The following is a 25023-nucleotide window of genomic DNA, read 5'->3' as shown; positions in this document are numbered from 1 at the left end:
TAAGCGAAGCTGCTCCGACTAGGCGCGACTGGTTAGCGCAGCTTTTTCAGCAACGCCCACGCCCGCTGCTTGTCGGCGGGCGTTTTCATGAGGGACTCGAAGTCTTGGAAGACGACGGCCGTGCGGCCGAGCAGGCGGTTGGCCTCGTCTAGGGTGACCGGCGTGCGGTAGGCGGCCGACAGTGCTTTGGTTGCAGAGGTGTCTGTGGCCACAAGCGCTACGGGATCGAGTCCTTCCACGATGGTGCGCACGTCTTCGGCACCGAGCTTTCCCTCGGCGGTTTCCATGGTCGCCAGCGCCAACGGCGCTGTGCCGAATCCAAGACTCGCGGCCGATTTTTCCAGCGCCTCGCGCGCCGTTTCGTTTAAAGCGGTCCCGCTTATCACGAGCAGCGTCGATGTCGGCGCACCGGTTACGTGGCTTCCGTAAAGCGTGAGCACGGATTCGCCCGTTACCTCAAACATGTTACTATTCACGGAAAAAATCACACTCCATCTTGCACTGCGCCAGCGGTCGCGATAAAACATTCCTTACTTTTATATAGTAGCAAACAGAAGGCCACGCGCGCGGCTCGCGAAGGGCCGGGCAAGGCGGCGTAAAGGCCCCAACGCTACGCAAGTCAAAGGAGACGCCCATGTGCACCAACGGAGTTAACACCGGCCAGCTGGAAATGATGATCGACCAGATTGATGACCATATCAAGCTGGAGCGCCGCCATGCGCACGACTTGGGGCATCTGGCTTCGGACGCCGGGTTTACTACGGTAGGCGAGAAGCTGCACGATGTCATGCACCTGCTTGACGAGGTGCGCGCGGCCCTGGACGAGGCCAAAGATGCCATGGAAGACGACGCCACCGAGGCCGCCGGCTTCACCGTTGCCCGCGTTTAGGCGGCGCGGCCGATGAGCAACGACCTCGTTCGTTTCTCCGTCGCCATGCCCGAGAGCCTGCTGGTCGAGTTCGACCAGCTCGTGGCCCGGCGCGGCTTGGCTAAAAATCGCAGCGAAGTGGTGCGCGATCTGGTGCGCGATGCGCTTGTGGAAGAGGAGTGCGCCACGCCGGGCGCCTTGGTCATGGGCACGCTCACCATCGTCTACGACCACCATTCAAACGATTTGCAGGAGAAGCTGCACACCATTCAGCACGACTATTTCGACACGATTATCTCTACCATGCACGTGCACGTAGACGAGCATATGTGCCTGGAAGTCATCGTCATGCGCGGCGAGACGGGCCTGGTGCAAAGCGTGGCGAACCTTATCCTGGGCACGAAGGGCGTGAAGAACGGCAAGCTCGTGCTCACTACGACGGGAAGGCATCTGCGATGGCAGACGAGAAGGTAATGCTGGGCCACGGATCCGGCGGCTCTATGATGAAGCGCATCATCGACGAGGTGTTCTTCGAGGCCTATGGCAGCGATGAGCTTCTGCGCGGCGACGACGCGGCGGTGCTGTCGTCCCTCGCCCCTGGCGAGCGCCTGGCCTATTCCACCGACAGCTTCGTGGTGACGCCGCACTTCTTCCCCGGCGGCGATATTGGCCGCTTGGCTGTGTGCGGCACGGTGAACGACGTGGCAACCTCCGGCGCCCGTCCGCTGTATCTCTCCTGCGCCTTCATTTTGGAAGAGGGCTTTCCCATGGAAGATCTGCGCCGCATTTGCGCTTCCATGGCCGAGGCGGCGAAGGAGGCCGGCGTGCGCTTCGTGACCGGCGACACCAAAGTGGTGAATCGGGGCCACGGCGACGGCATCTACATTAACACGAGCGGCATCGGCGCGCTGCCCGAAGGCGTGAACCTGGGAGGGGCTCAGATTCGCCCGGGTGATGCGGTGCTCGTGAGCGGCACCCTGGGAGACCATGGCATTACCATCATGAGCTGCCGCGAGGGATTGAATTTCTCGGCCGCCATCGAAAGCGATGCCGCCCCGCTGAACCACCTCATTGCCGATGTGCTGACCGCGGCGCCCAACACGCGCTGCTTCCGCGACCCCACGCGTGGCGGCATCGCCTCTACGCTTAACGAGCTGGCCGAGCAGTCCGGCACCGATATTACGGTGAACGAGGATGCCGTTCCCGTGAAAGACGCCGTGCTGGGCGCTTGCGAAATGCTCGGCTACGACGTGATGCAGGTGGCCAACGAGGGCAAGATGGTGTGCGTGGTGGCGGCCGATGAGGCCGACGCCGCCCTGGCCGCCATGCGCAAGAGCCCCTACGGTGCCGATGCTGCCATTATCGGCCGGGTGACCGAAGCCGATGCCGCTCGCGGACCCAAGGTGTTTCTGCGCACCGCTTTCGGCAGCACGCGCATTTTGGACATGCTGGTGGGCGAGCAGCTTCCGCGCATCTGCTAGCTTTGAATCGCCGCTCACCGAGGGTTTGGGCGGGGCTTTCGCAGCAAGCGCGGCCATCCCCTGAAAAGTTCGCATTTCCTGCTTGCGCTTAGGGGCTTTCATGGTATCTTGCGCAGTGAAGTTACCGGGAGCGAGAAGCTCCTGCTTCATAGACGAGGAATGTCACCGAGAACAGAAGGAGCCTCCCATGTCTCATCCCGTTATCGAAGCTGACGAGTGCATCGGCTGCGGCATCTGCGTTGACGCGTGCCCCCAGGAAGTGCTCGAGGTCGTCAACGGCGTCGCTGACGCCGTGAACGAGGAAGCCTGCATCGCCTGCGGCGACTGCGTCGAGGAGTGCCCCATGGGCGCCATCCCCGAGATCGTCGAGGACTAACTGAGCGTTTCCCCATAGCTGAACGGGTCAGTGTTTCGCGCTGGTCCCGCGCAGCAAAGCACAAACATAAAGAGCTCGTTGCGCAAGCGACGGGCTCTTTTGCGATTTGGCGAGCGAACACGCGATTAATGCTAGAATGTCATGCTTGAAAGCTGTAAAATTGGCAAAATGGAAACAAACCGCTCACCACGAGAAACACCTTGGGAGTCACGCCGCATGCGAAAAAGCAATTGGATCATAGCTGCTGTGCTGCTGCTGGCGTCGGTGCTGTTTCTCTGGCTGTGGCAGGCGTTGCAGTTCAATCTCGTCGATAACCCCCTCGATCTTGTGGTCACCGTTGTGTGGTGGGTCATCATCATTGCGGCGTGCTTGGCTATTCATTGGGCCGAAAAGAAGCGCCAGGAGCGCATTCGCACGATCTTTGTGGCGCCAGGTCTTATCTACAACAGCGAGCTGGGCGTCATCCGCCTCAATCCCGATACCGATTTGGTCGAGGCTCTTCAAACGGTGCTCTCGAGCCTCACCTACGGGTTCGATTTGGCCGAGCTGCCTTCCAATTCGCGCGTTCGCTTCCAGCGCATCGTGCGCTCCTCGAAGTTCAGCGATGCTGGCTCTACCTGGGAAGGGGAGGTTGTCGAAGTCGCCCATCCCGATCAGCCCAAGCCCTTCCACGATCGCCGCGAGCTGGCGATGTTGGTAGGCGGGGCCCGCGCCTAAGGCTATCCCCTTTAGAGTACGGCATCTAGAAGCATGCTGTTTGGCGGCCTTGGCCGCCTTTTTCATACCTGTCATTACCGTTTCAGAACACGAAATTGACAATTTGGCGGCAAATTCCCTAGCATTGCCATGTCATTGTCATTTCAAATACCGGTTATCCTCCTGACGCCCTAGTAAATGCTGCGTAAAATCCTCATCGATGCTGAGAACTGGGCCGAAGAGCGTCCAGGTTTTTGCACGCGTCGAAGACGAACATAAAGAGAGTGGAAGCAAGGCGGCAAGGTGCCGCCGGGTTTAAGGAGAAGTTGGTGGAAATGAACACGATACAGCGACTCGCCGACGCGCGTAACTGCCTCGAGGGAAAGGTCGTCGCGACCATTCTCTCGGTGCTGTTGACGCTCTCGTTCTTAAACGTCTCCGCGTTTGCCGGTACGGCTCTTGCAGCCGAGGGATTCGATGGGGATGTGGCCGAGCCGACGGTGGCTTCTGAGACCGCGTCTCAGGTTGATCCCGATGCGACCATCAAGCGCGTGTCGGAGAACGGAAGCGAGACCCCCGAGACCTCTGGCACGACCGAGGGGGACAAGGGTCCGGCTTCCGAGACGACGCCCGAGGGCGACGCTGGCGATACCGCGGATGGTTCTTCCGAGACGGTTCTCGGTGCGCTGACCGCTCAGGCGAACGATGGCGTGACAGTGCGCGTTGCTCCGGTGAACCACTCTTCTCTTCCGGCCGGCGCTACTCTGAAGGTTGAAACGGCCTTCACCGACAAGGTGACAGAGGCGGTCCGAACCGTCCTGGGCGAGGGCTTGAGCGTCAAGGGCGGCGTGGCTTACAGCATCACGCTGCTTGACGAGGACGGTCAGCCGCTGGCTGTGGACGAGCCCCTCATGGCCACCATCGTCAATCCGCTTGGGGCCACGATGGGGCTGAGCGTCTTCGCTATCAACGGCGAAGAGGCGCGCGAGCTTGCGCTCGATACGACGGTCGTGCCCGACCCCACGGAGCTCTCCTTTGTTATTGATGGCGCTCCTTCGCTGGTCGCCCTTCTGCTGACGGAGCCTGCGACTCCCGAAGAGAACGAGGGTGACGAGAACCAGGGCCCCGAAGTGCCGGGAACGACCGAGGGCGACAACCAGGGCGGCGCTGACGTAGTGCCCCCGTCGGGTTCCGATGAGCCCAAGGACCCCAACGCGGGCGACGGTAGCGACAACCCGGAGGCTCCTGAGGTGCCGAGCGGGGAAGAAACGTCCCTGGTGATGTATGTCGGCGAGAGCCGTTCGCTCGTTTGCAATGAAAGCCATGTGCATGAGTGGAAGACTGAGAACGCAGGCACAGCCCTTTGGCTTACTGGCGCCAATCAGTCTGCGGTTACCGTTAAGGCGAACAAGGTGTGCGACGCGGTGGTATCTTGCGGGGACACGCGTTACAGCGTGAGCGTTCGCGCGTTGCCTGCTGAGTCTGGCGAGCAGCTTGCCTACTTCTATTTCGTTCCTGCCGAAGAGGGCGGAAGCGCAACCGCCTCCAAGGCTCAGTTCCTGGGATCGGGCTCCATTGTCCTGCCCGATGGCTATGCCGGAGGTGAAAGCCTCTACGAGGGAACGCTTTGCGGCGGCGTCCCGGTCAGCTTGGAGTCGATGATCGCCGAGCGTCCCACCGACCGCGAGATTCGCCTTGGCCTGGCCAGCTACTACAAAGACGTCATCGACAATGAGACCAAGCGCCCCCATTACGACGACAGCTGGACGTACAGCTATGCCCCCTATCTGATCAAGGGCCCTCTGGCTTCCAACGACAGCAACGGCACTCAGCTGGAGAGCGCCTACCACGTCTATGTTCAGATGTCTCTGAATACGAACGACCGCTTCGCAGTCTCCTATCAGGTGAACGCCCCTGCGGGAACCAAGCTGGCAACGGCTTCCTATGGGGCGGACGAAAGCGTCACTTTGCCGACCTTCAACGACGAGGGTGACAAGCTCACTGTTGGGGAGACGACGTTCAGCCGCGTCCTTACAACTGACAACCGCGAGTACGTCTTCGATGGCTGGTACACCGATGCCACCTATCGCACCAAGGCTCCGGCTGTCTACCAAGAGGCCGCGCCGACGACCTTCTACGCGCGCTATATTGCTGCCAATGCGCCTGTGGTGACTTTCGATCCCAACGGCGGAGCTTTTGCCGGCAACCAGAAGGAAAGCAAAGCTATCAGCGTGAACGAGGGCAGCCGCTATTGGCTGATGGATGCACCGACGCGCTACGGCTACGAGTTCGATGGCTGGGTGGCCGAGGATGGCGCGACGAAGCAGCCCGGCGACTCTGCCATCATGGGCTCGGAGGCCGTGACCTATATTGCTCAGTGGAAGGGCGCTCCCGCTACCTTCGAGTTCAACGCCATGGGCGGCAAGGTTGCTACGAACGGCGAGCCCGATGCCGTTGCCTCTTACGACGGCTACACCGGGCAATCTACCAAGGGCCTCGAGCTTCCCACGCCCGTTCGTCCTGGCTTCAAGTTCGCCGGTTGGTACGCGAACGAGAGCCTGGGTGACGGTGCCATTCAGGCGCTGCCGAGCGAGTTCGCCGCTGGCACGACGACTTACTACGCGAAGTGGGTGGCCGATTCTAGCCAGCGCGCCGAAATTACCTATCGCTCCAACCTCGGTGGCCGCGTGTGCCGCGGCGAGACGGCGCTGACTTTTGGCAACGCCTTCTACGACACCGACATCTATCCGGGCGCGGAATCGAATATTCGCGGCTGCACGGTGAAGGTGCTTCCCGGCTATATGTTTGTGGGATGGTTCAAGGTGGATCCGCAGGGCGCCGGCGAGGGCGAGAAAGTTAGTGAGTTCACGAATCTCGATGTTGTGACGGTTAAGCAGCACCTGAACAAGACCACGCTCGAAAACAACGGAGAGTGCTACGAGGACACAGTTTTCGAGGCTCGCTTCGCTATCAACAACGGCACCATCGACTATGAGGACGCGGCCTACGAAATTGAGTACTATCTCATGAACGCCGATGGCAGCTATCCGGACAGCCCCAGCTTGGTGGTTAAGGATAAGATGCAGTGCCATCCCGAGACGCTGGTCCAGTTCGATACGAGCCTTAATCCGGTCTATCTCAACGTCCCCGAGGTCATCGAGGGCGAGGCTACGGGCTACAAGGCCGACGACTATCGGCGCGATAAGACCTATGCGGGCCAGATTACCGAGTGCCTGTTCGCTCCCGCCGACAGCGATGCTCCTCTGGTGTTCAAGGTTTGCTTCGAGCGTCGCATGACGGTGAAGTTCGCCTCCGACAGCCGCGGTGCGCTTTTGATCGACGGTAAGCCGCTTGCCGCAGACGAGAACGGCAACACGGTGAAGGAGTACGTGGTCTGGCCGGAGGAGAACCTGCCGCAGGCGCCTGAGGTAGACCCGAAGGCGGGCTATGAGTTCGCAGGCTGGTATTTCGAGGGCCGCGGCAATGCCGGCGATACGCTTCTCGAAGACGAGATGGTTTCCTACGACCGTACGTACACCGCGACCTATAGCGCCCTTAACGCCTCCATCGAGCTCGTGTCTGCGGATCACGAGACCGTGACCATCGAGGGCGAGACCGATGAGGCTATCGAGGCGAGCGTGTGGCCGACGATGGAGCGTGCGGGCTACACCTTCGAGGGCTGGTACGCCAACGAGGGCTTCGCGGGCGAGCCGGTGACGCTGCCCGAGACGTTCCCGGCGGGCAAGACGACCTACTATGCCAAGTGGTCGGCGAACAAGGCCTCTATCGTGTTCGACAAGAACGCCCAGAATGCGACGGGCTCCCAGGAGGGCGCCGAGGGTGTGACCGACGGAGCGGTTCCGAGTGTTTCCCTTGAGCCGGGCTATACGCGCGCCGGTTATGTGTTCGCCGGCTGGAACACGCAGGCCGACGGCGAGGGCGCAACGGTAACGGAGCTCCCCAAGACCTTCGCCCCGGGCACCACGACCTATTACGCTCAGTGGAAGCTGGATGTGGAGGGCCTGGATGCCACCGACTTCTCTGCAACCTATACCTACGATGGACGCGCCCACGGCGTTAAGGCGGCCGCCATCGAGAACCTCATGAAGGATGGGGAGACGGTGGAGCTGCAGGCTCGGGGCGTGAAAGTGAGCGATCGCTTCGCCCTGGCCACCAACGTGGCCGACAGCGCCGCGAACTTGAAGGTGATTGTTCGCGACAAGAACGGCAACGAGCTTAAGGTTGTCGATGGCGTGTCCGTGACGATTAAGCCCGCCACCCTAAAGGTGACCACCAGCTCGATCATCTATCCCTTCGACGGCAACGCCGCTACCAGCGCGGGCATGACCGTGACCGGTCTGCAGAACGGCGAGACGCTCGGCTACCGCACCACGGGCCAGGCCTTCCAGGTGGGTGACGAGGTCGCCAACACCTTCGAGCTGATCTGGGCTGACGAGGACGGCGCTTACACGGCGCAGTCCGCAAACTACGACGTGGTTTCGAGCCTTGGCACCATCCGCGTGGTCAGCTCCGCCTGCCCGGTGACCATTGAAGGGTATGTGGGCGTCTACGACGGCCAGGAGCATGCCATCACCTACACCGTGGCCGACGAGGAGAAGAACAAGGCCCACGTTACCTTCGATGCTCCGACGGCTTACACCAACGCCGGCAACCGCACCATCAACTTTACCGTCGACTGCGACGACCACGGCACCTACACGGGTTCTATCGACCTGAAGATTCTGCCGCGCCCGGTGACCATCGCGGTGGAGGACTCCTTCAAGGTCGTCTCCACGCTGGACCCGGAGTTTAAGGGAGCCATTGTGGAAGGCGACCTGGTGAACGAGACCGACCTGGGCGCCATCACCTTCGGCCGCATCAACGACGCGGAGGAAGTGGGCTTCTACCCCGAGGTGCTGACGGCCAACTATCTGCGTAACGCCAACTACGATGTGCAGGTCATTCCCGGTACCTTCACCATCGGCCCGGCGGGCTCGGTTGTAGTGCCCCCGAAGAACCCGCTTTTGCCCCAGCGTCCCTATTCCAGCCTGGGCGCCGGCATGCCCGAGGGCAGCAACTCGGTGGTCAACGCGGCCGCTGCCGTGGTAACCACCCTGGCCGGTCCCGAGCGCGCTCGCGCCATGGCCGCGGGCTTCGGCACGGCGGCCAGCGTCATCCTTGATGAAGAGGTGCCCATGGCCGGCTTTGCCTCCTTCGATGACGAGGAGCCCACGGTGAAGCGCATCGGTGGCGAGGAGACCATCGAAGACGACGCCACGGCTCTCGGCGCCTTCGACGAGCCGCATTGCTGGGTGCACTGGGTGATGGCCCTCGGCATCCTGCTCACGGTGGCTTACGCTGCGGTGGTTGTGGCCCGTCGTCTCGGCTATGCTCGCAAGATTGGCGATTTCGACAACCACCTGACCAGCAAGGTCACGACTGAAGAAACGCGCGCGGCCCGCGCTGCCCGCACGGCCTAAGGGCGCTCGCGGCTGCAGAAGCCGACGGGGTGCGAGGTCCGGATTTGCACCTGCCGGCGCATGCCATGGACCGCCCGCATGGATCAGGACATGCGGGCGGTCGATGAGGGCCTAGGCCTATCCCCACCCGTTAGATCAGGATGATGGGCGGGGATGGGTCTGGGCCCTGACAAAGGGAAGACGCAACCCTCCTCCCTCCCTCCAACAGGAAAGGCAGCCACAGGGCTGCCTTTCCGCATTTCTGAAAGCTTGTCTGGGAGCGATTATTTCACTTGCCAGAAGCCAGACTTGTCGGAGCCGACGCGGTCGATGAGGCCGAGCTCACGCAGGCGGCGGAAACTGCGGCGCACGGTGCTCTCGCTGATGTTGAGGTTCTTGGCGATGCGCGGGGCCGTCAGGCGCCCGTCGATGTCAATCATGGCGAGCACCTTTTCGTCGTTGAGCGTCAGGCTCGTGTCCTGCTGAGTGGCGTGGGCCCGGGCGGCGGCCTGCACTTCGGGAAGGGCGTTTCGGGCCACCGGCGAGGCGCTCACGCTATCGACGTTGGTTACCGAGGCGGCCAAAAGACTGTCGGAATCCATGGGGAAGCAGATGGTGGTCTCGTCGTCGCGCAGCTCGAAAATGGGCTCGGGGGTGCCCGCCTCCATGCAGTGCATGCGGATGGAGGAGATGCCATTGCCCCAGCCGTCGATGACGCCGAGCGAGCGCAGGGCGGCCACGAGGTTCGGATTGTTGGGTCGCGACGTGTGGCGACCGAGCAGGGCCGCTACGGTCCAGGTGCGCGGCGGACGCCCCACGTTGTCGATGCACAGGCGGTCGGTGAACACGCTCACCTGAACCGGCGTGCCGCTGTCGTAGTTCTTGTGGGCAAGGGCGTTGAGCACCGCCTCGTGCACCGCATCGCGCGGCGGGCGGCCGTGGCCGCCGGCGGTGCCGAGTCGGTAGGTGCCTTTGGGGGCGGGCTCGTCTTCGGGCAGGTACTTCTCGTAAAGCAGCTCTACCGTGGCGTGCACCTGCTCGATGATGGAACCGAAGATCTCATCCTCGTAGATGGGTCTGCCGCCGTGGCTTCCGAAAAAGCCAATGCGCACCGTGGCGCCGGGGATGTACTGGTGAGGGCGGTTGTGCAGCAGCAGAATGCCCGCGTTGGTGGGCGTGCCCACGCCGGTCATGAGGCCCGCGTGGCGCAAAGTCTCCTCGATGGCCGTCAGCTCATCGCGGTCGGTGGTGATATCGGTGTCGCGGGCGGCGCCGGTGAAACGGGTCACCAGGCCCATGTTCAAGTCATCAAGGCTCGCCTGCACCACAGGGCGGATGTCCCACTTGACGTCCGATTCCGTATCGCGCTGCATAAGGCGGTCGAGGGCCTGGTCGTCGAGAATCTGGTTCTCGCCATCGCGGAAGAAGTAGAACACGCCGTGATAGCTCAAAGGGTCATCCACCGGCGGCACAACCACCTCAAGGCAGAATTTGCCGCTGTCGAGCACGAGCTCCACGGCGCAGGTGAGCGAAAGCGAGCGGGCGATGGTGCCGGGAATGGCCTTCATCAGGCGGCTTGTGCGTCGCTTGACCGTGCCTCGGCTATCGACGTCGGCATCCAGAATAAGACGGCCGCCGCCGGCGTTAGCGATGCCGCAGACCAGCTCGAGGCATTCCTCGTCGCGCCACGTTGCCCGACGAGCGATGGGCAACGAAGATTCGGAAATGGGCATTAAGACCTCTCTTACCCTAGCAGTACCAGTTCATTGCATTATATATAAGGAGGTGGCGCCAAAGCGAGGGCCCTGCGCAACTTCCCGGCGTGGGAAAGCCGGGTTCCTTGGAAGGCGCGCATGCCTGCAGGCCGTTTTTTGCATGGTAAGCACGAAGGTCATAGACACAACTCGAACACATATTCTTTGCGTCCAACGGGCGAGAAAATTTGAAGCGAAATCTAGCAACCTCTTTGAATTCTCCCTGATGACGGCAATGTTTTAGTTTGGCAACAGATAGCCCGCGCTGCTTTTTCGGGGCCTTCGGCCCGCTATTGTGGCGAGCAGTGAGCTCGTCTCACTGAATGATATTGAGGAAACTTGACAGTATATGACTCAAGTTTTATACTGCGCTTCAATATCATTCATCTGTATCACTAACTGTGAAAGCGAGGCAGTACACACATGGCTAAGATTCTTGGAATCGATTTGGGCACCACCAATTCCGCAATGGCCGTCATGGAGGGCTCCGAGCCGGAGATCCTCGTGAACGCCGAAGGCGACCGCACCACCCCGTCCGTCGAGGGCTTCCGCAAGGACGGCGAGCGCGTCGTCGGCAAGGCCGCGAAGAACCAGGCGGTCACCAACCCGGAGAACACCGTCTCCTCTGTGAAGCGCTTCATCGGCCGCTCCTTCGACGAGACCCCCGAAGAGCAGAAGACCGTGAGCTACAAGGTTCAGAAGGGCAAGGACGGCCGCGCCGTCATCGACATCGACGGCAAGGACTACACCCCCGAGGAGATTTCCGCCATGGTGCTTCAGAAGCTGAAGACCGACGCGGAGAAGCAGGTGGGCCAGCCCATCACCCAGGCCGTCATCACCGTGCCGGCTTACTTCAACGACGCTCAGCGCCAGGCCACCAAGGACGCCGGCAAGATTGCCGGCCTGGAGGTCCTGCGCATCATCAACGAGCCGACGGCTGCGGCGCTCGCCTACGGCCTCGATAAGGTCGACCACGACGAGAAGATCCTCGTCTTCGACCTGGGCGGCGGCACCTTCGACGTGTCGGTGCTCGAGCTTGGCGACGGCGTGTTCGAGGTTGCCTCCACCGCTGGCGACAACCACCTGGGCGGCGACGACTGGGATCAGCGCATCATCGATTGGATGGCCGACAAGTTCCAGGCCGAGAACGGTATCGACCTGCGCCGTGACCCCATGGCCCTGCAGCGTCTGAAGGAAGCTGCCGAGAAGGCGAAGATGGAGCTGTCCTCCACCACCCAGACCAACATCAACCTGCCCTTCATCACCGCTGACGCCTCCGGCCCGAAGCATCTGGACCTGACGCTCACCCGCGCCGAGTTCGAGCGCATCACCAAGGATCTGCTGGATCGCTGCAAGAAGCCGGTCGAGCAGGCGCTGAAGGACGCGGGGCTCAAGATGGGCGAGGTGGACGAGGTCATCCTGGTCGGCGGCTCCACCCGTATGCCCGCCGTGCAGGAGCTGGTGAAGACCCTCACCGGCAAGGCCCCGAACATGTCCGTGAACCCGGACGAGGTCGTGGCCATGGGCGCTGCCGTTCAGGGCGGCGTGCTGGCCGGCGACGTGCAGGGCATCCTGCTTCTGGACGTCACCCCGCTTTCCCTGGGCGTTGAGACCATGGGCGGCGTGATGACCAAGATGATCGAGCGCAACACCACCATCCCGACCCGCAAGACCGAGATCTACTCCACGGCCGCCGACAACCAGACCTCCGTCGAGGTGCACGTCCTGCAGGGCGAGCGCGAGATGGCCGCGGGCAACAAGACGCTCGGCCGCTTCCAGCTGACCGGCATCCCGGCCGCCCGCCGCGGCGTGCCGCAGATCGAGGTCACCTTCGACATCGACGCCAACGGCATCGTGAACGTGTCCGCTAAGGATCTCGGCACCGGCAAGCAGCAGCAGATCACCATCTCCGGCTCCACGGCGCTGTCCGACGACGAAGTGGATCGCATGGTGAAGGACGCCGAGCAGCATGCCGAGGAGGACGCCGCCCGTAAGGAAGAGGCCGAGGTGCGCAACAACGCCGACGCTTTGGTGAATGCCACCCAGCAGACCCTCGATGAGCTGGGCGACAAGGTTCCGGCCGACGCCAAGACCCAGGCCGAGGAGGCCATTGCCGAGGCCAAGACCGCCCTTGAGGGCACTGACATCGACGCCATCAAGGCTGCTACCGAGAAGATCCAGCAGGCCGGCTACAAGCTCGCCGAGGTTGTGTACTCCACCGAGGGTGCCGCCGCGGGCGCCCAGGCCGCCGCTGCCGAGACCGCTCCGGCCGATGACACCATCGAGGCCGACTACGAGGTCGTCGACGACGAGAACGAAGGGAAGTAAGACCGATGACTGAGCCCGAGAAGGACAACGTCAACTCTTCTACCTCCTCTGACGCGGAAGCCGCTCCGGCGGCTTCCGCCCCCACCGACGCCGAGGTTATCGCTGATGCCGAGGTGATCGAGGCCAACGAGGCCGGCGAGCTGGATTCCGAGCTCGAGGCGGCCGCCGCGGAGGCTGTGGCCGGCGTGATTGAGGAATCCGAGGTCGTGGCCGCGGCCAAGGCCGAGGCCGCCGACTGGCAGGACAAGTACGTGCGCCTGCATGCCGAGTGGGATACCTACCGCCGCCGCATGGGCGAGCAGCGCGAGGCCGAGAAGGCCCGCGCCACCGAGAAGCTCATGGAGAGCATCATCCCGTTGCTCGACGACTTCGCCCGCACGGTGGAGTACGCCGAGACCAACGGCGAGACCGGACTGCTCGGCGGCGTGAAGGCCGTGCAGACCAAGCTGAACGACGTGCTGGCCAAGGGCGGCCTTGAGGTCATCAGCCCCGCTGGCGAGGCCTTCGACGCCCTGGAGTGCCAGGCCGTCGGAACCGTGGACGACCCGAGCGTCCCCGACGAGACCGTGGCCCAGGTATACCAGCCAGGCTACAAGATGGGCTCGAAGGTAATCAGGCCCGCCATGGTAACCATTACCACCGGCGGCCCCAAGAGGGAAAAGCCTGAAGAAGAGTAAGACTGATCGGGGCGGACTTGCGGGTCCGCCCTTGTATTCGATAGAAGAAAAGTAACGGAGGTGGAACGAATGGCGGCTACGCCTGATTACTACAAAACGCTAGGCGTTCCGCGCACCGCCACAGCCGACGAAATCAAGAAGGCGTTTCGCAAGCTCGCCCGCAAGCACCATCCCGATGCCGGCGGCGACGAGGCGAAGTTCAAGGAGCTCAATGAGGCCTACGAGGTTCTGAGTGACGAGAAGAAGCGCGAACTTTACGATCAGTACGGCACGGCGAACGAGAGCCAGATTCCCCACGGATGGGGCGGCGGCCAGGGCTTCAACGTCGAGGACATCTTCGGCGGCTCCGGTGGCGGCGGCTTCGGCGGAAGCTGGGCCGACATTCTGGAGAGCATTCGCCATGGCGAAGGTGCGTTTGGGGGCAATTGGGACTTCGGTGGCGGCTTCGGCGGCCAACCGCAGCCCCGCAAGGGCCAGGATATGAACGTCACGCTGAACGTGACCTTCGACGAGGCCTTCAACGGATGCGAGAAGCGCATCACCGTGCGCATCCCCGGCAAGAGCGAGGCCGACACCCACACGGTGAAGGTGCCCGCCGGCGCTGTGGACGGCGGCCGCGTGCGCTTGCGCGGCCAGGGCGCCCTGGGCGAGAACGGCGGCGCGGCGGGAGATCTGCTCATCACCACGAAGATTGACGGGCATCCCTACTTCAGTCGCGACAAGGCCGATGTGGTGCTCACCCTGCCGATCAACGTGGCTGAGGCAGCCCTGGGCACTTCTATCGTGGTGCCCACGCCCGACGGCAAGAAGCTCAAGGTGAAGGTGCCCGCTGGCACCCAGGACGGCAAGGTGCTCACCATCAAGGGCAAGGGCGCACCCGATTTGAAGAACAAAGGGCAGTTCGGCAACTTGAAGATTCAGATTCACGTTGACGTGCCCACGGATATGAACGACGAGCAGAAGAAGGCCATGGAGGACTTCCTCGCGGCAACGGGAGAGGAGAAGCGGCCATGGCAATAGACGATAGGAATCGGCCGCTGTACATGATCAGCATTGCAGCCGAGCTGGCCGGCGTGCACCCGCAGACCCTGCGCTCCTACGAGCAGAAAGGCCTGGTCACCCCCCGGCGCACCAGCGGCAACACGCGCATGTACTCCCAAGCCGACATCGAGAGACTCAACTTGATCAACGAGCTGACGAGCGAGGGCATCAACCTCGCCGGCGTCACGCGCATTCTTGATTTGCAGAGCCGACTCGATGACCGCGAGGCGGAAGTGGAGGACCTGCACGCGCGAGTTCGCCGCCTGGCCGAACGCGTCCGCGAGCTTGAGAATCGCACGACCGTCGGAGCCATCGTCCACGTGACCCCCACCCGGCGTTTGCCATAAAGGAGAACGATATGAGATTAGATAAGTTAGCGGTGACGGCGCAGGAGGCGTTTCAGGCGGCTATGGGTGTCGCCGGCGATGCCGATGCGGCTGTCATCGAACCCATTCATTTGCTGAAAGCGCTGCTCGATTCCGACGAGAACAACCTCGCCGCTATCATCAAGCGCATCGGCGCCGACCCGGTTTGGCTCGCCCAGAACGTGGCCGACGAAATTGCCAAGATGCCCAAGCAGACCGGCGCTGCCCCCATGGCCATTCCCGGTCAGGACCTCATCAAGGTCATCGACAACGCGGTGAAAATCGCCGAGAAGCTGGGCGACAGCTATGCCACAAGCGAGCACTTGCTCATTGCGCTGTCCGAGGACAAGGGCGCCGCAGGTCGCATTCTCACCACGGCCGGTGTCACGCGCAAGAACATCGAGGCAGCCTACGAAAGCCTGCGCGGCGACACCCGCGTTACTTCTCAGACCGACAAGACCCAGTTCGAGGCCTTGGAGCAGTTCGGCCAGAACCTCACCCAGCAGGCTCGCGAGGGCAAGCTGGACCCGGTTATCGGCCGTAACGAGGAAATCCGCCGCACCATCCAGGTGCTGTCCCGCCGCACCAAGAACAACCCCGTGCTCATTGGCGAGCCCGGCACCGGCAAGACCGCCATCGTGGAGGGCCTGGCCCAGCGCATCGTGGCCGGCGACGTTCCCTCGTCTTTGAAGGACCGCGAGATCGTCTCGCTCGATCTGGGTGCCATGATGGCCGGCGCGAAGTACCGCGGCGAGTTCGAAGATCGCCTGAAGAACGTGCTGCGCGAGGTGAAGGAAGCCAATGGCAACGTCATTTTGTTCATCGACGAGCTGCACACTATCGTCGGTGCCGGTGCCGGCGGCGATTCGTCGCTGGATGCGGGCAACATGCTGAAGCCCGCCCTCGCCCGTGGCGAGTTGCGCGCCATCGGTGCCACCACCCTGGACGAGTACCGCAAGTACATCGAAAAGGACGCCGCCCTGGAGCGCCGCTTCCAAACGGTGCTCGTGAGCGAGCCCACGGTAGAGGACACCATCGCCATCCTGCGCGGCCTGAAGGAGAAGTACGAGATCCACCACGGCGTGCGCATCACCGACGGCGCCATCGTATCCGCGGCCGAGCTTTCCGACCGCTACATCACCGACCGCTTCCTGCCCGACAAGGCCATCGACCTCATGGACGAGGCGGCCAGCCGCCTGCGCATCGAGATCGACTCTATGCCCGAAGAGGTGGACGCCGCCGAGCGCAAGCTCATCCAGATGCAAATCGAGGAACAGGCCCTCATGAAGGAGTCCGACGACGCCTCCAAGGAGCGCCTGGAGAAGCTGCGCCATGAAATCGCCGCGGCCCAGGAGGCCCTGGATGCCCAAAAGGCCGAATGGCAGAACGAAAAAGACGCCATCGTGGACGTGCAGAACCTGAAGGCCGAGCTGGAAAGCGCCCAGCTGGATGAGGAGCGCGCCACCCGCGAGGGCAATCTGCAGCTCGCCTCCGAGATTCGCTACTCGCGCATTCCTCAGCTGCAGCAGCAGCTGCATACGGCCGAGGAGGCCGTGAAGCTGAAGCAGCAGGACGGCGCCATCCTGAAAGAGGAGGTCTCCGAAGAGGAGATCGCCTCGGTGGTGGCCGCTTGGACCGGCATTCCCGTGGCCAAGATGATGCAGGGCGAGATGGAGAAGCTCGTCGACCTGGAGGAAGTGCTGAAGGGTCGCGTCATCGGCCAGGACGAGGCCGTGGGCGTGGTGGCCGGCGCCATCCGCCGCAACCGCGCGGGCCTGTCCGACCCGAACCGCCCCATCGGCAGCTTTTTGTTCCTCGGCCCCACCGGCGTGGGCAAGACCGAGCTGGCCAAGACGCTGGCGGAGTACCTGTTCGATTCCGAGAAGGCCATGGTGCGCATCGACATGTCCGAGTACATGGAGAAGTTCTCCGTGCAGCGCCTGATCGGAGCGCCTCCGGGATACGTGGGCTACGACGAGGGCGGCCAGCTGACCGAGGCCGTGCGCCGCAACCCCTACTGCGTGGTGCTGCTCGACGAGATGGAGAAGGCGCACCCCGACGTGTTCAACGTGCTGCTGCAGGTGCTCGATGACGGACGGTTGACCGACGGCCAGGGCCGCGTGGTGAACTTCAAGAACTGCATCATCATCATGACCTCCAATGTGGGCAGCCAGATCATCCGCGAGCATGCGGCTGAAGGCCGCGCCTTCGACGAGGCTCAGGCAACAGGCGGCGAGACCATGGGCGAGATGGCCGAGAAGATGATGTCCATGACGCCCGAGCAGGCCGCCAAGCGCATGCAGGAGTTCACGAATCGCATTCAGGATGCCCTGTCCTCCACGTTCCGCCCCGAGTTCCTGAACCGCATCGACGACGTCATCACCTTCAACGAGCTGTCCATCTCGGCCATCGAGCCTATCGTGGATTTGCAGCTGGAAGAGGTGCGTGATCGCCTGCAGTCTCGTCGCATCACCTTGGACGTGACGCCGGCGGCCATGGAGCACTTGGCCATCGACGGCTACGACCCGGTGTACGGTGCCCGCCCGCTGAAGCGCCTGATCCAGCGCGAGGTGGTGGACCGCATCGCCGAGAAGGTCATCACCGGCGAGCTGCATGACCGCAGCCACGTGCTCATCGACATCGACGCTGAGGGCAACTACGCCTGCCGCGTCGAGGGCCCCATGGACCTGGACGGCTTGAACCTGGACGACTTGAACCTGGACGACTTGAACCTGGACGACCCGAGCTTCCTCACCGCCGGCGCCGCCCCGAAGGAGATCCTCCAGGATCTGGACACCCTGAGCAACGGCGACCTCGGTGAGGACCCCATCGCCTAAGACTTTGCAAGGGGGCGGGCTCCGTCCCCTTGCGCGTCGGCTCCCGGCGTCGCTATCCGAGCCCCCGCTTTGCTGTTCGCCTTCGGCTCAGGCGCTGTGTTCCTTCATGCATTTATGGGCGACCTTCGGTCGCAGGTAGGCAGTGTTCAGAGGTCTCGGCCGGCGACGCCGGGAGCCGACGCGCTACCTTTTGCAACCTACCCTTTCACAGTAAGCGCCCCCGGTTCAGCCATGACCGGGGGCGCGTTGCGTTCTCGCCGACTTCGATTTGGCTTGCAAATTTTGCTTCCCTCATACCGGTGACAAAACAGTTCCTCCTGGTGCATATTTTTGGATTTATATAGGCATTGGAATATCCAGCGGCTCTCCTCAGGAATTTGACCTTTCCAGTAGATTTCCCCGTGAGCTGGAAAAATGCTCTAGCTTGCGCTCGGAATCGGCCTTCTCCAGCGACAGTGCATTTTTCAAATGTCTATATAAGTCAAGAAATATGCATCATAGCGCCTCTTCGTGTCACCGCTCAGCTAAACGGGGATCGAAGCGGCGTGCGATTTAAGATATGTAACCTTTGAGAAGTGCGGCGCGAACAGCTGCGCAAACGCACGTCGTGATATAACTGTCCGCCATGAATATATATCTCTCGCATATCAGTGCCTGGCAATTCTGGATCTGGTGGTCCAAGGCGAATGCCATCCCCCTAGGGTTCTTCCATTCGGGGGACTGCTTTACACGCGACCGACTGCCGTCCTTCTCTTTGCCGACAGCATCGGTGTTCAAGAATCCTGCTTGCACGAAGCGCGAGATCAAGCAAGCGCTGGACGCCCATGGTCAGAAAGTGCGTGCGCTTTTGGTGCGGGCGGGCATTGGTGTCGGCTCGGAAGGTTGTCTGCATGTTTGCGTTCCATACGCGCCGGGAAGGCGTTGCGCAGAAAAGAACGTCCAGTTCCACCAAGTGAGCTGCGCGCTGCCTCGGCGGTCCTTTGTGAGCATTATCGACGGTCTGTATGTCGCCTCGCCGGAGCTCACGTTCATGCAGATGGCAAGTGTGCTGGAAGAAGGGTCCCTATGTGCCTGCGGGATGGAGCTGACGGGTGGATATCCGCTGGATGCCGACTATCAGCCCGACGGAGAAGTTGTCTACGTAAGGGCACCCGTCACTTCGCAAACGCTCCTTGCGGCCTATGCTGATCGTTACCAGGGTCGTGGCGGCACCAACAAGGCCCGGCGAGCAGCGCGGCAGCTTCGCGACAAGTCCGCCTCGGTTAAAGAAACCGAACTTGCGCTCCTCGCGCTTCTCCCGCGTCGCTATGGAGGCCTTGGGGCCAAGGGGGCGCTTCTAAATGATGTCGTGACGCTGAGCCCCGAGGCTGCAACGATTGCGCGCCAGAAGAAAGTCGTCTGTGACCTCAAGTTCAAGAATGCGAATGTCGTGGTGGAATACGACGGCGCAAGCCACAGCGATGCAGAGGCCCGAACAACCGATTCCCGTCGGCGCGATGCCCTGCGAGCGGAAGGCTACGAAGTGGCCACGCTTACCAACGCGCAGCTGCAGAATCCTGAGGAATTCCAAGCAATCATCGTGCCGGCCTCAAGAAAAGCAGGGAAGAGAACGCGCTACCTCTCTGAGCGCGACATGCCGCGCCATCGGGCTCTTCGCGCGCAAATCGCCCGCTATCATGCGCGGACCTTCTAGGTGCCGTCTCCAAGACTTGCGACGCCGTAAAAGGGCAGTCGCTCACTTTGGGAAAAGGCAAAGCGCCCCTCGCTCTTGCCTCCCGCATCGCTTGGTACCTAGGTTGCGCCGCTCTGGTGACATGAAGGCCCCTGTAGCTGCAGATAATTCGACTTATATAGGCATATGATTTTCTGAGATTTTCAAATAGCAGAGGGCGGCGATCTCTTCTATAGCTGGACCTGGGAAAACGTCAGCGCGGTTTACCTGTCGTGGGCATGATTCGTGACCTGGGCGCGTTGAGTTACTATATAAGTCGAAAAATGTGCAGAAAAGCCCTTGTTTATGTCACCAGGCAACACCGTAAGCGCTCTCCGTTCAGCCATGACCGGGGTGCGTCGCGTGCTCTGCCGCGGTTGCCGAAGGCGTTTCCCTACAGGAATTTCGTTTCGTCCAGCTTGGCAAGAACCCAGTCGTTTAGGCGGATGACGGGGCGGCGCAGCACGAGGCCTAGGATGAGCGACGGAACGAGGAACGCGGCAAGCAGGCCCATCTGCATGAGGTACTGGTCACCGTAGATGCCCGCCATGGCGCCTTCAAGGGCAGGCATCGAGTGGGCGAAGGGCAGCCAAGGATAGATGTCTTGGAACAGCGGAGCGGAAAGCATCTGCACGGGCATAAGGCCGCCGGCGCCGGCCAGCTGCAGCACCAGCCCGATAATGGCGAGGGCCTTGCCAATGTTGCCGAACGAAACCGTAAGGGTGTACACGAGGTTCGTGAACACGACCGAGGCCAGACAGCAGGCAAGAAGATACAGGCCCAAGTGCTCGCATTCCACGCCGAGGAAGAACACGTTGCCCAGGCCCACGATGAGCGCTTGGGCAAGGCCGATGAGGCAGAACACGCCGTAGCGCCCCAAATAAAGCTCGGCTTTGCGCGGCGCGCGTCCATATTTCCCGGTCAGCTCGTTTTGACGAGCAGGGGAAACGGACACGCTCATCAGGGCCACCATGAAGATGGCGCCGATCCACAGGCACAGCGAGGTGTAGAAGGGGCTCATGGCGCTGCCGTTGTTGGCCATGGGATACACCGCGTGCCGCTCGAGCTTCGTCGGGGCGGCCAGGAACTTGGCCACAGCCGAGGGGTTGTTGCCGATGATGCGGCGCACCTCGTTGATGTCGCCCGTGCTGATGGCGTGGGAGAGGTCGTCCCGCGCCTGGGACAGCTGCGCGGCCGCCGTGCCGAGCGTATCGGCCGTCTTGCGCAGCGATGCTTCGGCGGCCTCAAGGCTTCCGCCGAGCGCATCGGTGGAGCTGCCCAGGCTGAGGGCGGTCGATTTCAGCGAATCGGTGAGCGCTTCGGTGTCGTCGCCTACCTGCTGCAGGCTGGCAGACAGCCTGGAAAGGTCGTCTCTCAGCTGGTTGTTGTAGGTATCTTTGCTCTCGTTCAGAGCCGAGTGGGCATTTGCGAGGGCGCTTTCCACGCGATCGTGCGCGGACTCGATGGAGGCGGCGTCCTTATCGACGGTATCTTCGGCGGCCTTCAGGCTCGTGCTGAGCGTGCCCAACTCGGCGATGGCGCGGTCCAGGGTTGCCAGGGCAGGACTTGCGGGGTCAACGCCTGCCAGCGTTTCCCGCATGGTCTGGTAAGCCTGGCTCAAGGCCTCTACGTCTTGGCGGCACCGGGCGAGCAGCTCGCGGGCCGCAGCGGGATCGTTTTTCATGGTGTCGAAGGCGTCGTTGCTCGCCTTGGTCACGGCATCGTAGCTCGCGCTCGCCTCGCTCAGGGCCGCGTCGGCGGCTTCTGTGGCAGCGGCCAGGCCGTCCTCGGCGCTGGCAAGACCGCTTCGGGCGTCGTCGATCAGCGGCGTGGTGGCATCGGGGGCTTTCCCCGCCTCATCGAGAATAGAGGCCGTCGCCTTCACGAGCGAGCCGGTGGACCCCATGAGGTCGGCATAGGCTCCCGCCTGGTCTGCGGCCGCCTCCAGCTCGCCCACCGCGCTCTCGAGTCGCGTGCCCAGCGTTTGCGCGTAGGTGAGAATGCCCTCGCCGCTCATGAAGGAGGTGAGGCTGCTGGTGGTTCCCAGCGCGACGTTGGCCACCGTTTCGGCGAAGGTCTCATCGATGGTTTCCTGCAGGGTGCTGGCGCCGGTGGAGGTCACGCGCTGGGCGATGGCGTTTTCCTTCTCGTTGTCGTAGTACACGATGGTGGCTTCGGTGACGTGATCGGAGAAAACGGTCATAAGGTCGGCCGAAAAGCTCTTCGGGATAACCAGTGCCGCGTAGTACTCGCCGGAGCGGACGCCTTCTACGGCATCATCTTCGCTGACGAACTGCCAGTCGAACTGGTCGTTGGCTCGCAGGGCGCTTACGACCTGGTCGCCGGCATTAATGCGCGTTGGAATGAGGTCGGATGCGTAGCCTTCGTCGGCCGAGGCCACGGCCACCTTGATGTTGCCCGTGTTGTCGTAGGGGTCCCAAAACCCGAGCGTGGTGAACCAGGCGTAGAGCGGCGGCACAAGCATGAGGCCCACGACCACAATGGCGGCAATGACGTTCTTGAACAAGTTCCGCACGTCGCCGAGGAATATCTCGCCCATCATGCTCATGCCGTATCACCGCCGCTATCTCGGGGCGGTTTCGGTGCCGCAATCCCTGCCTGGCGAGAGGCCATGGCCTGCAGGTCGGCGGCGCTCATGTTCGCCAGGGCAAGTTGGTGGGTGAGGCGGTCGTTCAAGAAGCTGATGACGATAAGGTAGACGTTCACAACGATAATGCCAGCCACCATGGCCATCAGCATCATGACGCGCGCGTCCACGTCGGCTTTCACGACTACCATAACGGCGAAGGTGACAAGGGGCTGCAGGATAAGCGCCGCCCATCCCGCGGTCAGAAGCCTCGGGTAGCGCTTCTTGAACCGGGCGGCGCGCTCAAGCAGTTCGCTGCGGAAGGCCTTGGTGTCAAGGAGCGCCTGAACGAGGGTGCGCGTGCGGAAGCGCGCTTGGCTGGGCGCCGGTGCGGGCCTCGTTTCGCTCGCACTGGTCGTTACCGGCTCGGCGGTGAACAGGTCGGTGGCGCCGAGCTTCTCGTCGAACATGAGGTTCAGATTGAAGTCGTAGCGCCCGATGCCCAGGCCGATGAGGAAGCCGAGGGGCACGAACAGCAGCCCCAAAAGCAGCATGTCGTGCAGGTAGTCCATGCCGTAGAAGCCGCCAATGGCCTCGCGCATGGCATCGATGGAATAGGTGAAGGGCAAAAGCGGATGGATGGCGCGGAAGAACGCGGGCATCATCTCGATGGGGAACATGCCCGAAGATCCCGGTATTTGCACGATGAGCAGAATAACGGACAGGGCCTTTCCCAGGTGGCGGAAGGCGTAGGCCAGCGCAAACATGAGGTTGACGTCGACGAACACCGTGAGCAGCCCGGCCCCGATAAAGGCAGCCGGGTTTTCGCACTGGATGCCCAAAACCAGGTCGCCCGCGCAGCAGACGAGCCCCATGGCCAGGCCGGCGACCACATAGAACAGCCACCGTCCGAAGTAGGCCTGGGTCGGCGTGAATTTCGGGAGGCCCGCGGGGTCGACGCGCAGTTTCACCATGGCCATGAGAATGAAGCCGGCTACCCAAAGCGCCAAGTTCGTGAAGAAGGGGGCAACGCCGCTGCCGTAGTTTTTCACGGGATACACGAGCTGGGTGTCAAGGGCGACAGGCGCGGCCATGAACGAGCCGACGGTCGCGGGGTCGGCCTTCAAGTATTGGGCGAGGGCCTCAGCGGTCGCCGAGCTTTGCAGCGCTTCCAGGTCGGTCAAGGTGCGATTGAGGTTTTCTTCCATGGTGCCGAGAGAGGCCGATGTGGAGGAAAGCGAATCGGAGGCGGTGCTTAAGGTGTCGTCGAGCTCGGCGAGAATGGCCCGCGCCTCGCCTAACGACGGGGTGAGCCCCGCCAAGGCTCCGTCCAAGGTGCCGCAGGCCTCCACCAGGGCATCGAGGCTTTTGGTGATGTTGGGCAGCACGGAATCCTGGAAGGCCGCGGCGGTCTTTTGCGCGGTGCTTGCGCCCGACTCGGCGGCGTCGGTGAGAGCCGTCCCCTCGGTCTCGAGCGCTGACGTCGTGCTGGCGAGGTTCTGCTCGGCCTGGGAGAGCGCGCTCACCGTGGCCTTGAGGCGGTCGTTGGCGTTGCGGGCATCGTTGAGCGCTTGGCCGATGGCCGGATTCGCGCCCTCTTGGGCCGCTTGCTGCGACAGCTCGGCGATGAGGGTCTCGTTGTCGGTGACAAGGGCCTGGGCTTGGAAGAGCGCCGCCTGAGCGCTCGCCTCGGCTGAGGCGACGTCTCCGCTTACGGTGCCCAGGGCCTTCTGGGTGGTGGAGGCGGCCCCGGCAAGGGCCAAGGCTCCGTCGGTCACGTGCTTGGAAAGCGACGTTCCGTAGCTGCTGGCGGTATCTCTCGTCTGTTCCAAAAGCGTTTTCGATTGCGCGATGGCATTGCGCAGATGAGGCAGTGATTCCTGCAGGCCCGTCAAGGTGTCGTCGGCGTTTTTTACCGCCGTGCGCGTTTTCTGCACGGTGTTCGCCAGGCCGTCGAGGGCGGTGCGCGTCTGCGCTACCGTCTCATGGGCGCTGCGAACGCCGGCCGTGAGGCTGCCTTCCGCATTATGTGCCTTGTTTTCGGTTGTGGCGCCCGCGTCCTGGGTGGTGTCGACCACCTTCTCCGTCACCGTCTTCACGAAGCTCTCGTTCACGGCCTTCTCCACGGCGTTCGCGGCCGCGTCGGTGACCTTGGGCGCAATGGAGGAGGGCTTCTCGTTCACGTAGTAGTCAAGGGTAGGCTGGGTGAAGTCGCCGGTGAAAACGCTGGCGAAATCGGCGCTGAAGTCCTTCGGAATGACGAGGGCGGCCCAGTATTTCCCCTCGTAAACGCCCTGCACAGCGCTCTGCTCGTCGGTGAACTCCCAGCCCATGTCGTGGTTGTCGTGCAGCTGATCGACCACCTCCGCGCCAACGTCCAGGTGCCCCGCCTCGGGGCTGTCGGCGCCCTCGTCGTTGTTGGCCACGGCCACCATCATGTGCTCGGTGTTGCTGTAGGGGTCCCAGTTTGCCACGATGACGTACCAGGCATACGCCGAGGGCATGGCGATCATGCCGAGGGTGATGACGAGCGCCACGGGGTTGCGCAGCACGCGCTTCACGTCCCGCGTAAAAATGGCGAAGATGACGCCAAAATATGTCAGCGCTCGTTTCAGCATCGGCACCTGTCCGGTCGCTCTTCCGCCTTACTCGTTTCGTTGCGGCTTGTTCGGTCGGGCAGCCCCGACAGCCGCCCGACCTGTCGTGATGCATCTGAGAAAATTATCCGCGCCCTCATCGAAAGGTTGGGCCGCGCTGCCAGTTTGTCGCCGTGTTGTGGCTTGAGTCGCAGAGGCGTTGCTTTACACTACGGGCAAGCAACGATGCGCCGATGGAGGCGCCCG

Annotated in this window: 16 protein-coding genes; 12 read left to right on the top strand and 4 right to left on the bottom strand. The window is 62.5% G+C overall.

Features of this window, described 5'->3' with window-relative positions:
• Nucleotides 1-32: 32 nt before the first annotated feature.
• Nucleotides 33-476 carry a hypothetical protein gene (locus VJ923_RS02355; RefSeq protein ID WP_326438151.1) on the bottom strand — a complete coding sequence of 148 codons (444 nt, stop codon included), beginning with the start codon at nucleotides 474-476 and terminating at the stop codon, nucleotides 33-35.
• 158 nt (nucleotides 477-634) lie between these two features.
• Between VJ923_RS02355 and VJ923_RS02350 the strand changes: the two genes are divergently transcribed.
• The 6 genes from VJ923_RS02350 to VJ923_RS02325 all read left to right on the top strand — a co-directional run bounded on the left by VJ923_RS02350 (nucleotide 635) and on the right by VJ923_RS02325 (nucleotide 8901).
• Complete coding sequence (locus tag VJ923_RS02350) at nucleotides 635-889, top strand: dynein gamma chain protein (protein ID WP_326438149.1); 255 nt, start codon at nucleotides 635-637, stop codon at nucleotides 887-889.
• A gap of 12 nt (nucleotides 890-901) precedes the next feature.
• Nucleotides 902-1342, top strand: a complete 441-nt coding sequence (nikR, locus tag VJ923_RS02345) for a nickel-responsive transcriptional regulator NikR (RefSeq protein ID WP_326438147.1) — start codon at nucleotides 902-904, stop codon at nucleotides 1340-1342.
• Nucleotides 1324-2349: a hydrogenase expression/formation protein HypE gene (gene hypE / locus VJ923_RS02340; protein WP_326438145.1), complete on the top strand. Its 1026-nt coding sequence runs from the start codon at nucleotides 1324-1326 to the stop codon at nucleotides 2347-2349. Before nikR ends, hypE begins: the two co-directional genes overlap by 19 nt.
• A 187-nt stretch (nucleotides 2350-2536) precedes the next feature.
• Nucleotides 2537-2725, top strand: a complete 189-nt coding sequence (locus VJ923_RS02335) for a 4Fe-4S binding protein (protein WP_022738207.1) — start codon at nucleotides 2537-2539, stop codon at nucleotides 2723-2725.
• 216 nt (nucleotides 2726-2941) lie between these two features.
• Nucleotides 2942-3442: a hypothetical protein gene (locus VJ923_RS02330; RefSeq protein WP_326438137.1), complete on the top strand. Its 501-nt coding sequence runs from the start codon at nucleotides 2942-2944 to the stop codon at nucleotides 3440-3442.
• A gap of 314 nt (nucleotides 3443-3756) precedes the next feature.
• Entirely contained in the window at nucleotides 3757-8901 is a 5145-nt protein-coding gene (locus tag VJ923_RS02325; RefSeq protein ID WP_326438684.1) for an InlB B-repeat-containing protein, read from the top strand.
• A 263-nt stretch (nucleotides 8902-9164) separates the two neighbouring features.
• On the opposite strand, the gene VJ923_RS02320 is transcribed toward VJ923_RS02325, so the two are convergent.
• A complete protein-coding gene (locus VJ923_RS02320; protein WP_326438135.1) occupies nucleotides 9165-10613 on the bottom strand; it encodes an ATP-binding protein in 1449 nt (482 codons plus the stop codon).
• A gap of 444 nt (nucleotides 10614-11057) precedes the next feature.
• Here VJ923_RS02320 and dnaK point away from each other — a divergent pair, with 444 nt between their 5' ends.
• The 6 genes from dnaK (at nucleotide 11058) to VJ923_RS02290 (ending at nucleotide 19575) form a co-directional block, all read left to right on the top strand.
• Nucleotides 11058-12962 (top strand): molecular chaperone DnaK, encoded by a 1905-nt coding sequence (gene dnaK, locus VJ923_RS02315; RefSeq protein ID WP_326438133.1) that lies wholly within the window; start codon nucleotides 11058-11060, stop codon nucleotides 12960-12962.
• A gap of 5 nt (nucleotides 12963-12967) precedes the next feature.
• Nucleotides 12968-13639, top strand: a complete 672-nt coding sequence (locus tag VJ923_RS02310) for a nucleotide exchange factor GrpE (RefSeq protein WP_326438131.1) — start codon at nucleotides 12968-12970, stop codon at nucleotides 13637-13639.
• Between the two features lie 69 nt (nucleotides 13640-13708).
• On the top strand, nucleotides 13709-14659 hold the full coding sequence (locus tag VJ923_RS02305) for a DnaJ C-terminal domain-containing protein (protein WP_326438129.1): 951 nt from the start codon (nucleotides 13709-13711) through the stop codon (nucleotides 14657-14659).
• Nucleotides 14650-15027 (top strand): heat shock protein transcriptional repressor HspR, encoded by a 378-nt coding sequence (locus VJ923_RS02300; protein WP_326438127.1) that lies wholly within the window; start codon nucleotides 14650-14652, stop codon nucleotides 15025-15027. The genes VJ923_RS02305 and VJ923_RS02300 overlap by 10 nt, the downstream gene beginning before the upstream one ends.
• Nucleotides 15028-15038: 11 nt before the next feature.
• Complete coding sequence (locus VJ923_RS02295) at nucleotides 15039-17882, top strand: ATP-dependent Clp protease ATP-binding subunit (RefSeq protein ID WP_326438125.1); 2844 nt, start codon at nucleotides 15039-15041, stop codon at nucleotides 17880-17882.
• Nucleotides 17883-18507: 625 nt separating this feature from the next.
• Nucleotides 18508-19575 carry a DUF559 domain-containing protein gene (locus VJ923_RS02290; protein WP_326438123.1) on the top strand — a complete coding sequence of 356 codons (1068 nt, stop codon included), beginning with the start codon at nucleotides 18508-18510 and terminating at the stop codon, nucleotides 19573-19575.
• Nucleotides 19576-19987: 412 nt separating this feature from the next.
• Here the strand turns inward: VJ923_RS02290 and VJ923_RS02285 are convergent, their stop codons facing one another.
• Together VJ923_RS02285 and VJ923_RS02280 are read right to left on the bottom strand one after the other, a co-directional pair.
• Nucleotides 19988-22162, bottom strand: coding sequence for a YhgE/Pip domain-containing protein (locus VJ923_RS02285; RefSeq protein ID WP_326438121.1), 2175 nt, complete (start codon nucleotides 22160-22162; stop codon nucleotides 19988-19990).
• The gene (locus VJ923_RS02280; RefSeq protein ID WP_326438682.1) at nucleotides 22159-24798 is read right to left on the bottom strand and encodes a YhgE/Pip domain-containing protein; all 2640 of its coding nucleotides are present in this window, start codon (nucleotides 24796-24798) and stop codon (nucleotides 22159-22161) included. The genes VJ923_RS02285 and VJ923_RS02280 overlap by 4 nt, the downstream gene beginning before the upstream one ends.
• Between the last annotated feature and the right edge of the window lie 225 nt (nucleotides 24799-25023).

Origin of the sequence: Adlercreutzia shanghongiae, from assembly GCF_035830635.1 — a bacterium.
Taxonomy (GTDB): domain Bacteria; phylum Actinomycetota; class Coriobacteriia; order Coriobacteriales; family Eggerthellaceae; genus Adlercreutzia; species Adlercreutzia shanghongiae.
This window is presented reverse-complemented; position numbering and strand designations above follow the sequence as displayed.

Excerpts from the sequence above, each read along its gene's own strand:
- VJ923_RS02350 (WP_326438149.1), top strand. The coding sequence starts at position 635 with ATGTGCACCAACGGAGTTAACACCGGCCAGCTGGAAATGATGATCGAC.
- nikR (WP_326438147.1), top strand. The coding sequence starts at position 902 with ATGAGCAACGACCTCGTTCGTTTCTCCGTCGCCATGCCCGAGAGCCTG.
- hypE (WP_326438145.1), top strand. The coding sequence starts at position 1,324 with ATGGCAGACGAGAAGGTAATGCTGGGCCACGGATCCGGCGGCTCTATG.
- VJ923_RS02335 (WP_022738207.1), top strand. The coding sequence starts at position 2,537 with ATGTCTCATCCCGTTATCGAAGCTGACGAGTGCATCGGCTGCGGCATC.
- VJ923_RS02330 (WP_326438137.1), top strand. The coding sequence starts at position 2,942 with ATGCGAAAAAGCAATTGGATCATAGCTGCTGTGCTGCTGCTGGCGTCG.
- VJ923_RS02325 (WP_326438684.1), top strand. The coding sequence starts at position 3,757 with ATGAACACGATACAGCGACTCGCCGACGCGCGTAACTGCCTCGAGGGA.
- VJ923_RS02320 (WP_326438135.1), bottom strand. The coding sequence starts at position 10,613 with ATGCCCATTTCCGAATCTTCGTTGCCCATCGCTCGTCGGGCAACGTGG.
- dnaK (WP_326438133.1), top strand. The coding sequence starts at position 11,058 with ATGGCTAAGATTCTTGGAATCGATTTGGGCACCACCAATTCCGCAATG.
- VJ923_RS02310 (WP_326438131.1), top strand. The coding sequence starts at position 12,968 with ATGACTGAGCCCGAGAAGGACAACGTCAACTCTTCTACCTCCTCTGAC.
- VJ923_RS02305 (WP_326438129.1), top strand. The coding sequence starts at position 13,709 with ATGGCGGCTACGCCTGATTACTACAAAACGCTAGGCGTTCCGCGCACC.
- VJ923_RS02300 (WP_326438127.1), top strand. The coding sequence starts at position 14,650 with ATGGCAATAGACGATAGGAATCGGCCGCTGTACATGATCAGCATTGCA.
- VJ923_RS02295 (WP_326438125.1), top strand. The coding sequence starts at position 15,039 with ATGAGATTAGATAAGTTAGCGGTGACGGCGCAGGAGGCGTTTCAGGCG.
- VJ923_RS02290 (WP_326438123.1), top strand. The coding sequence starts at position 18,508 with ATGAATATATATCTCTCGCATATCAGTGCCTGGCAATTCTGGATCTGG.
- VJ923_RS02285 (WP_326438121.1), bottom strand. The coding sequence starts at position 22,162 with ATGAGCATGATGGGCGAGATATTCCTCGGCGACGTGCGGAACTTGTTC.
- VJ923_RS02280 (WP_326438682.1), bottom strand. The coding sequence starts at position 24,798 with ATGCTGAAACGAGCGCTGACATATTTTGGCGTCATCTTCGCCATTTTT.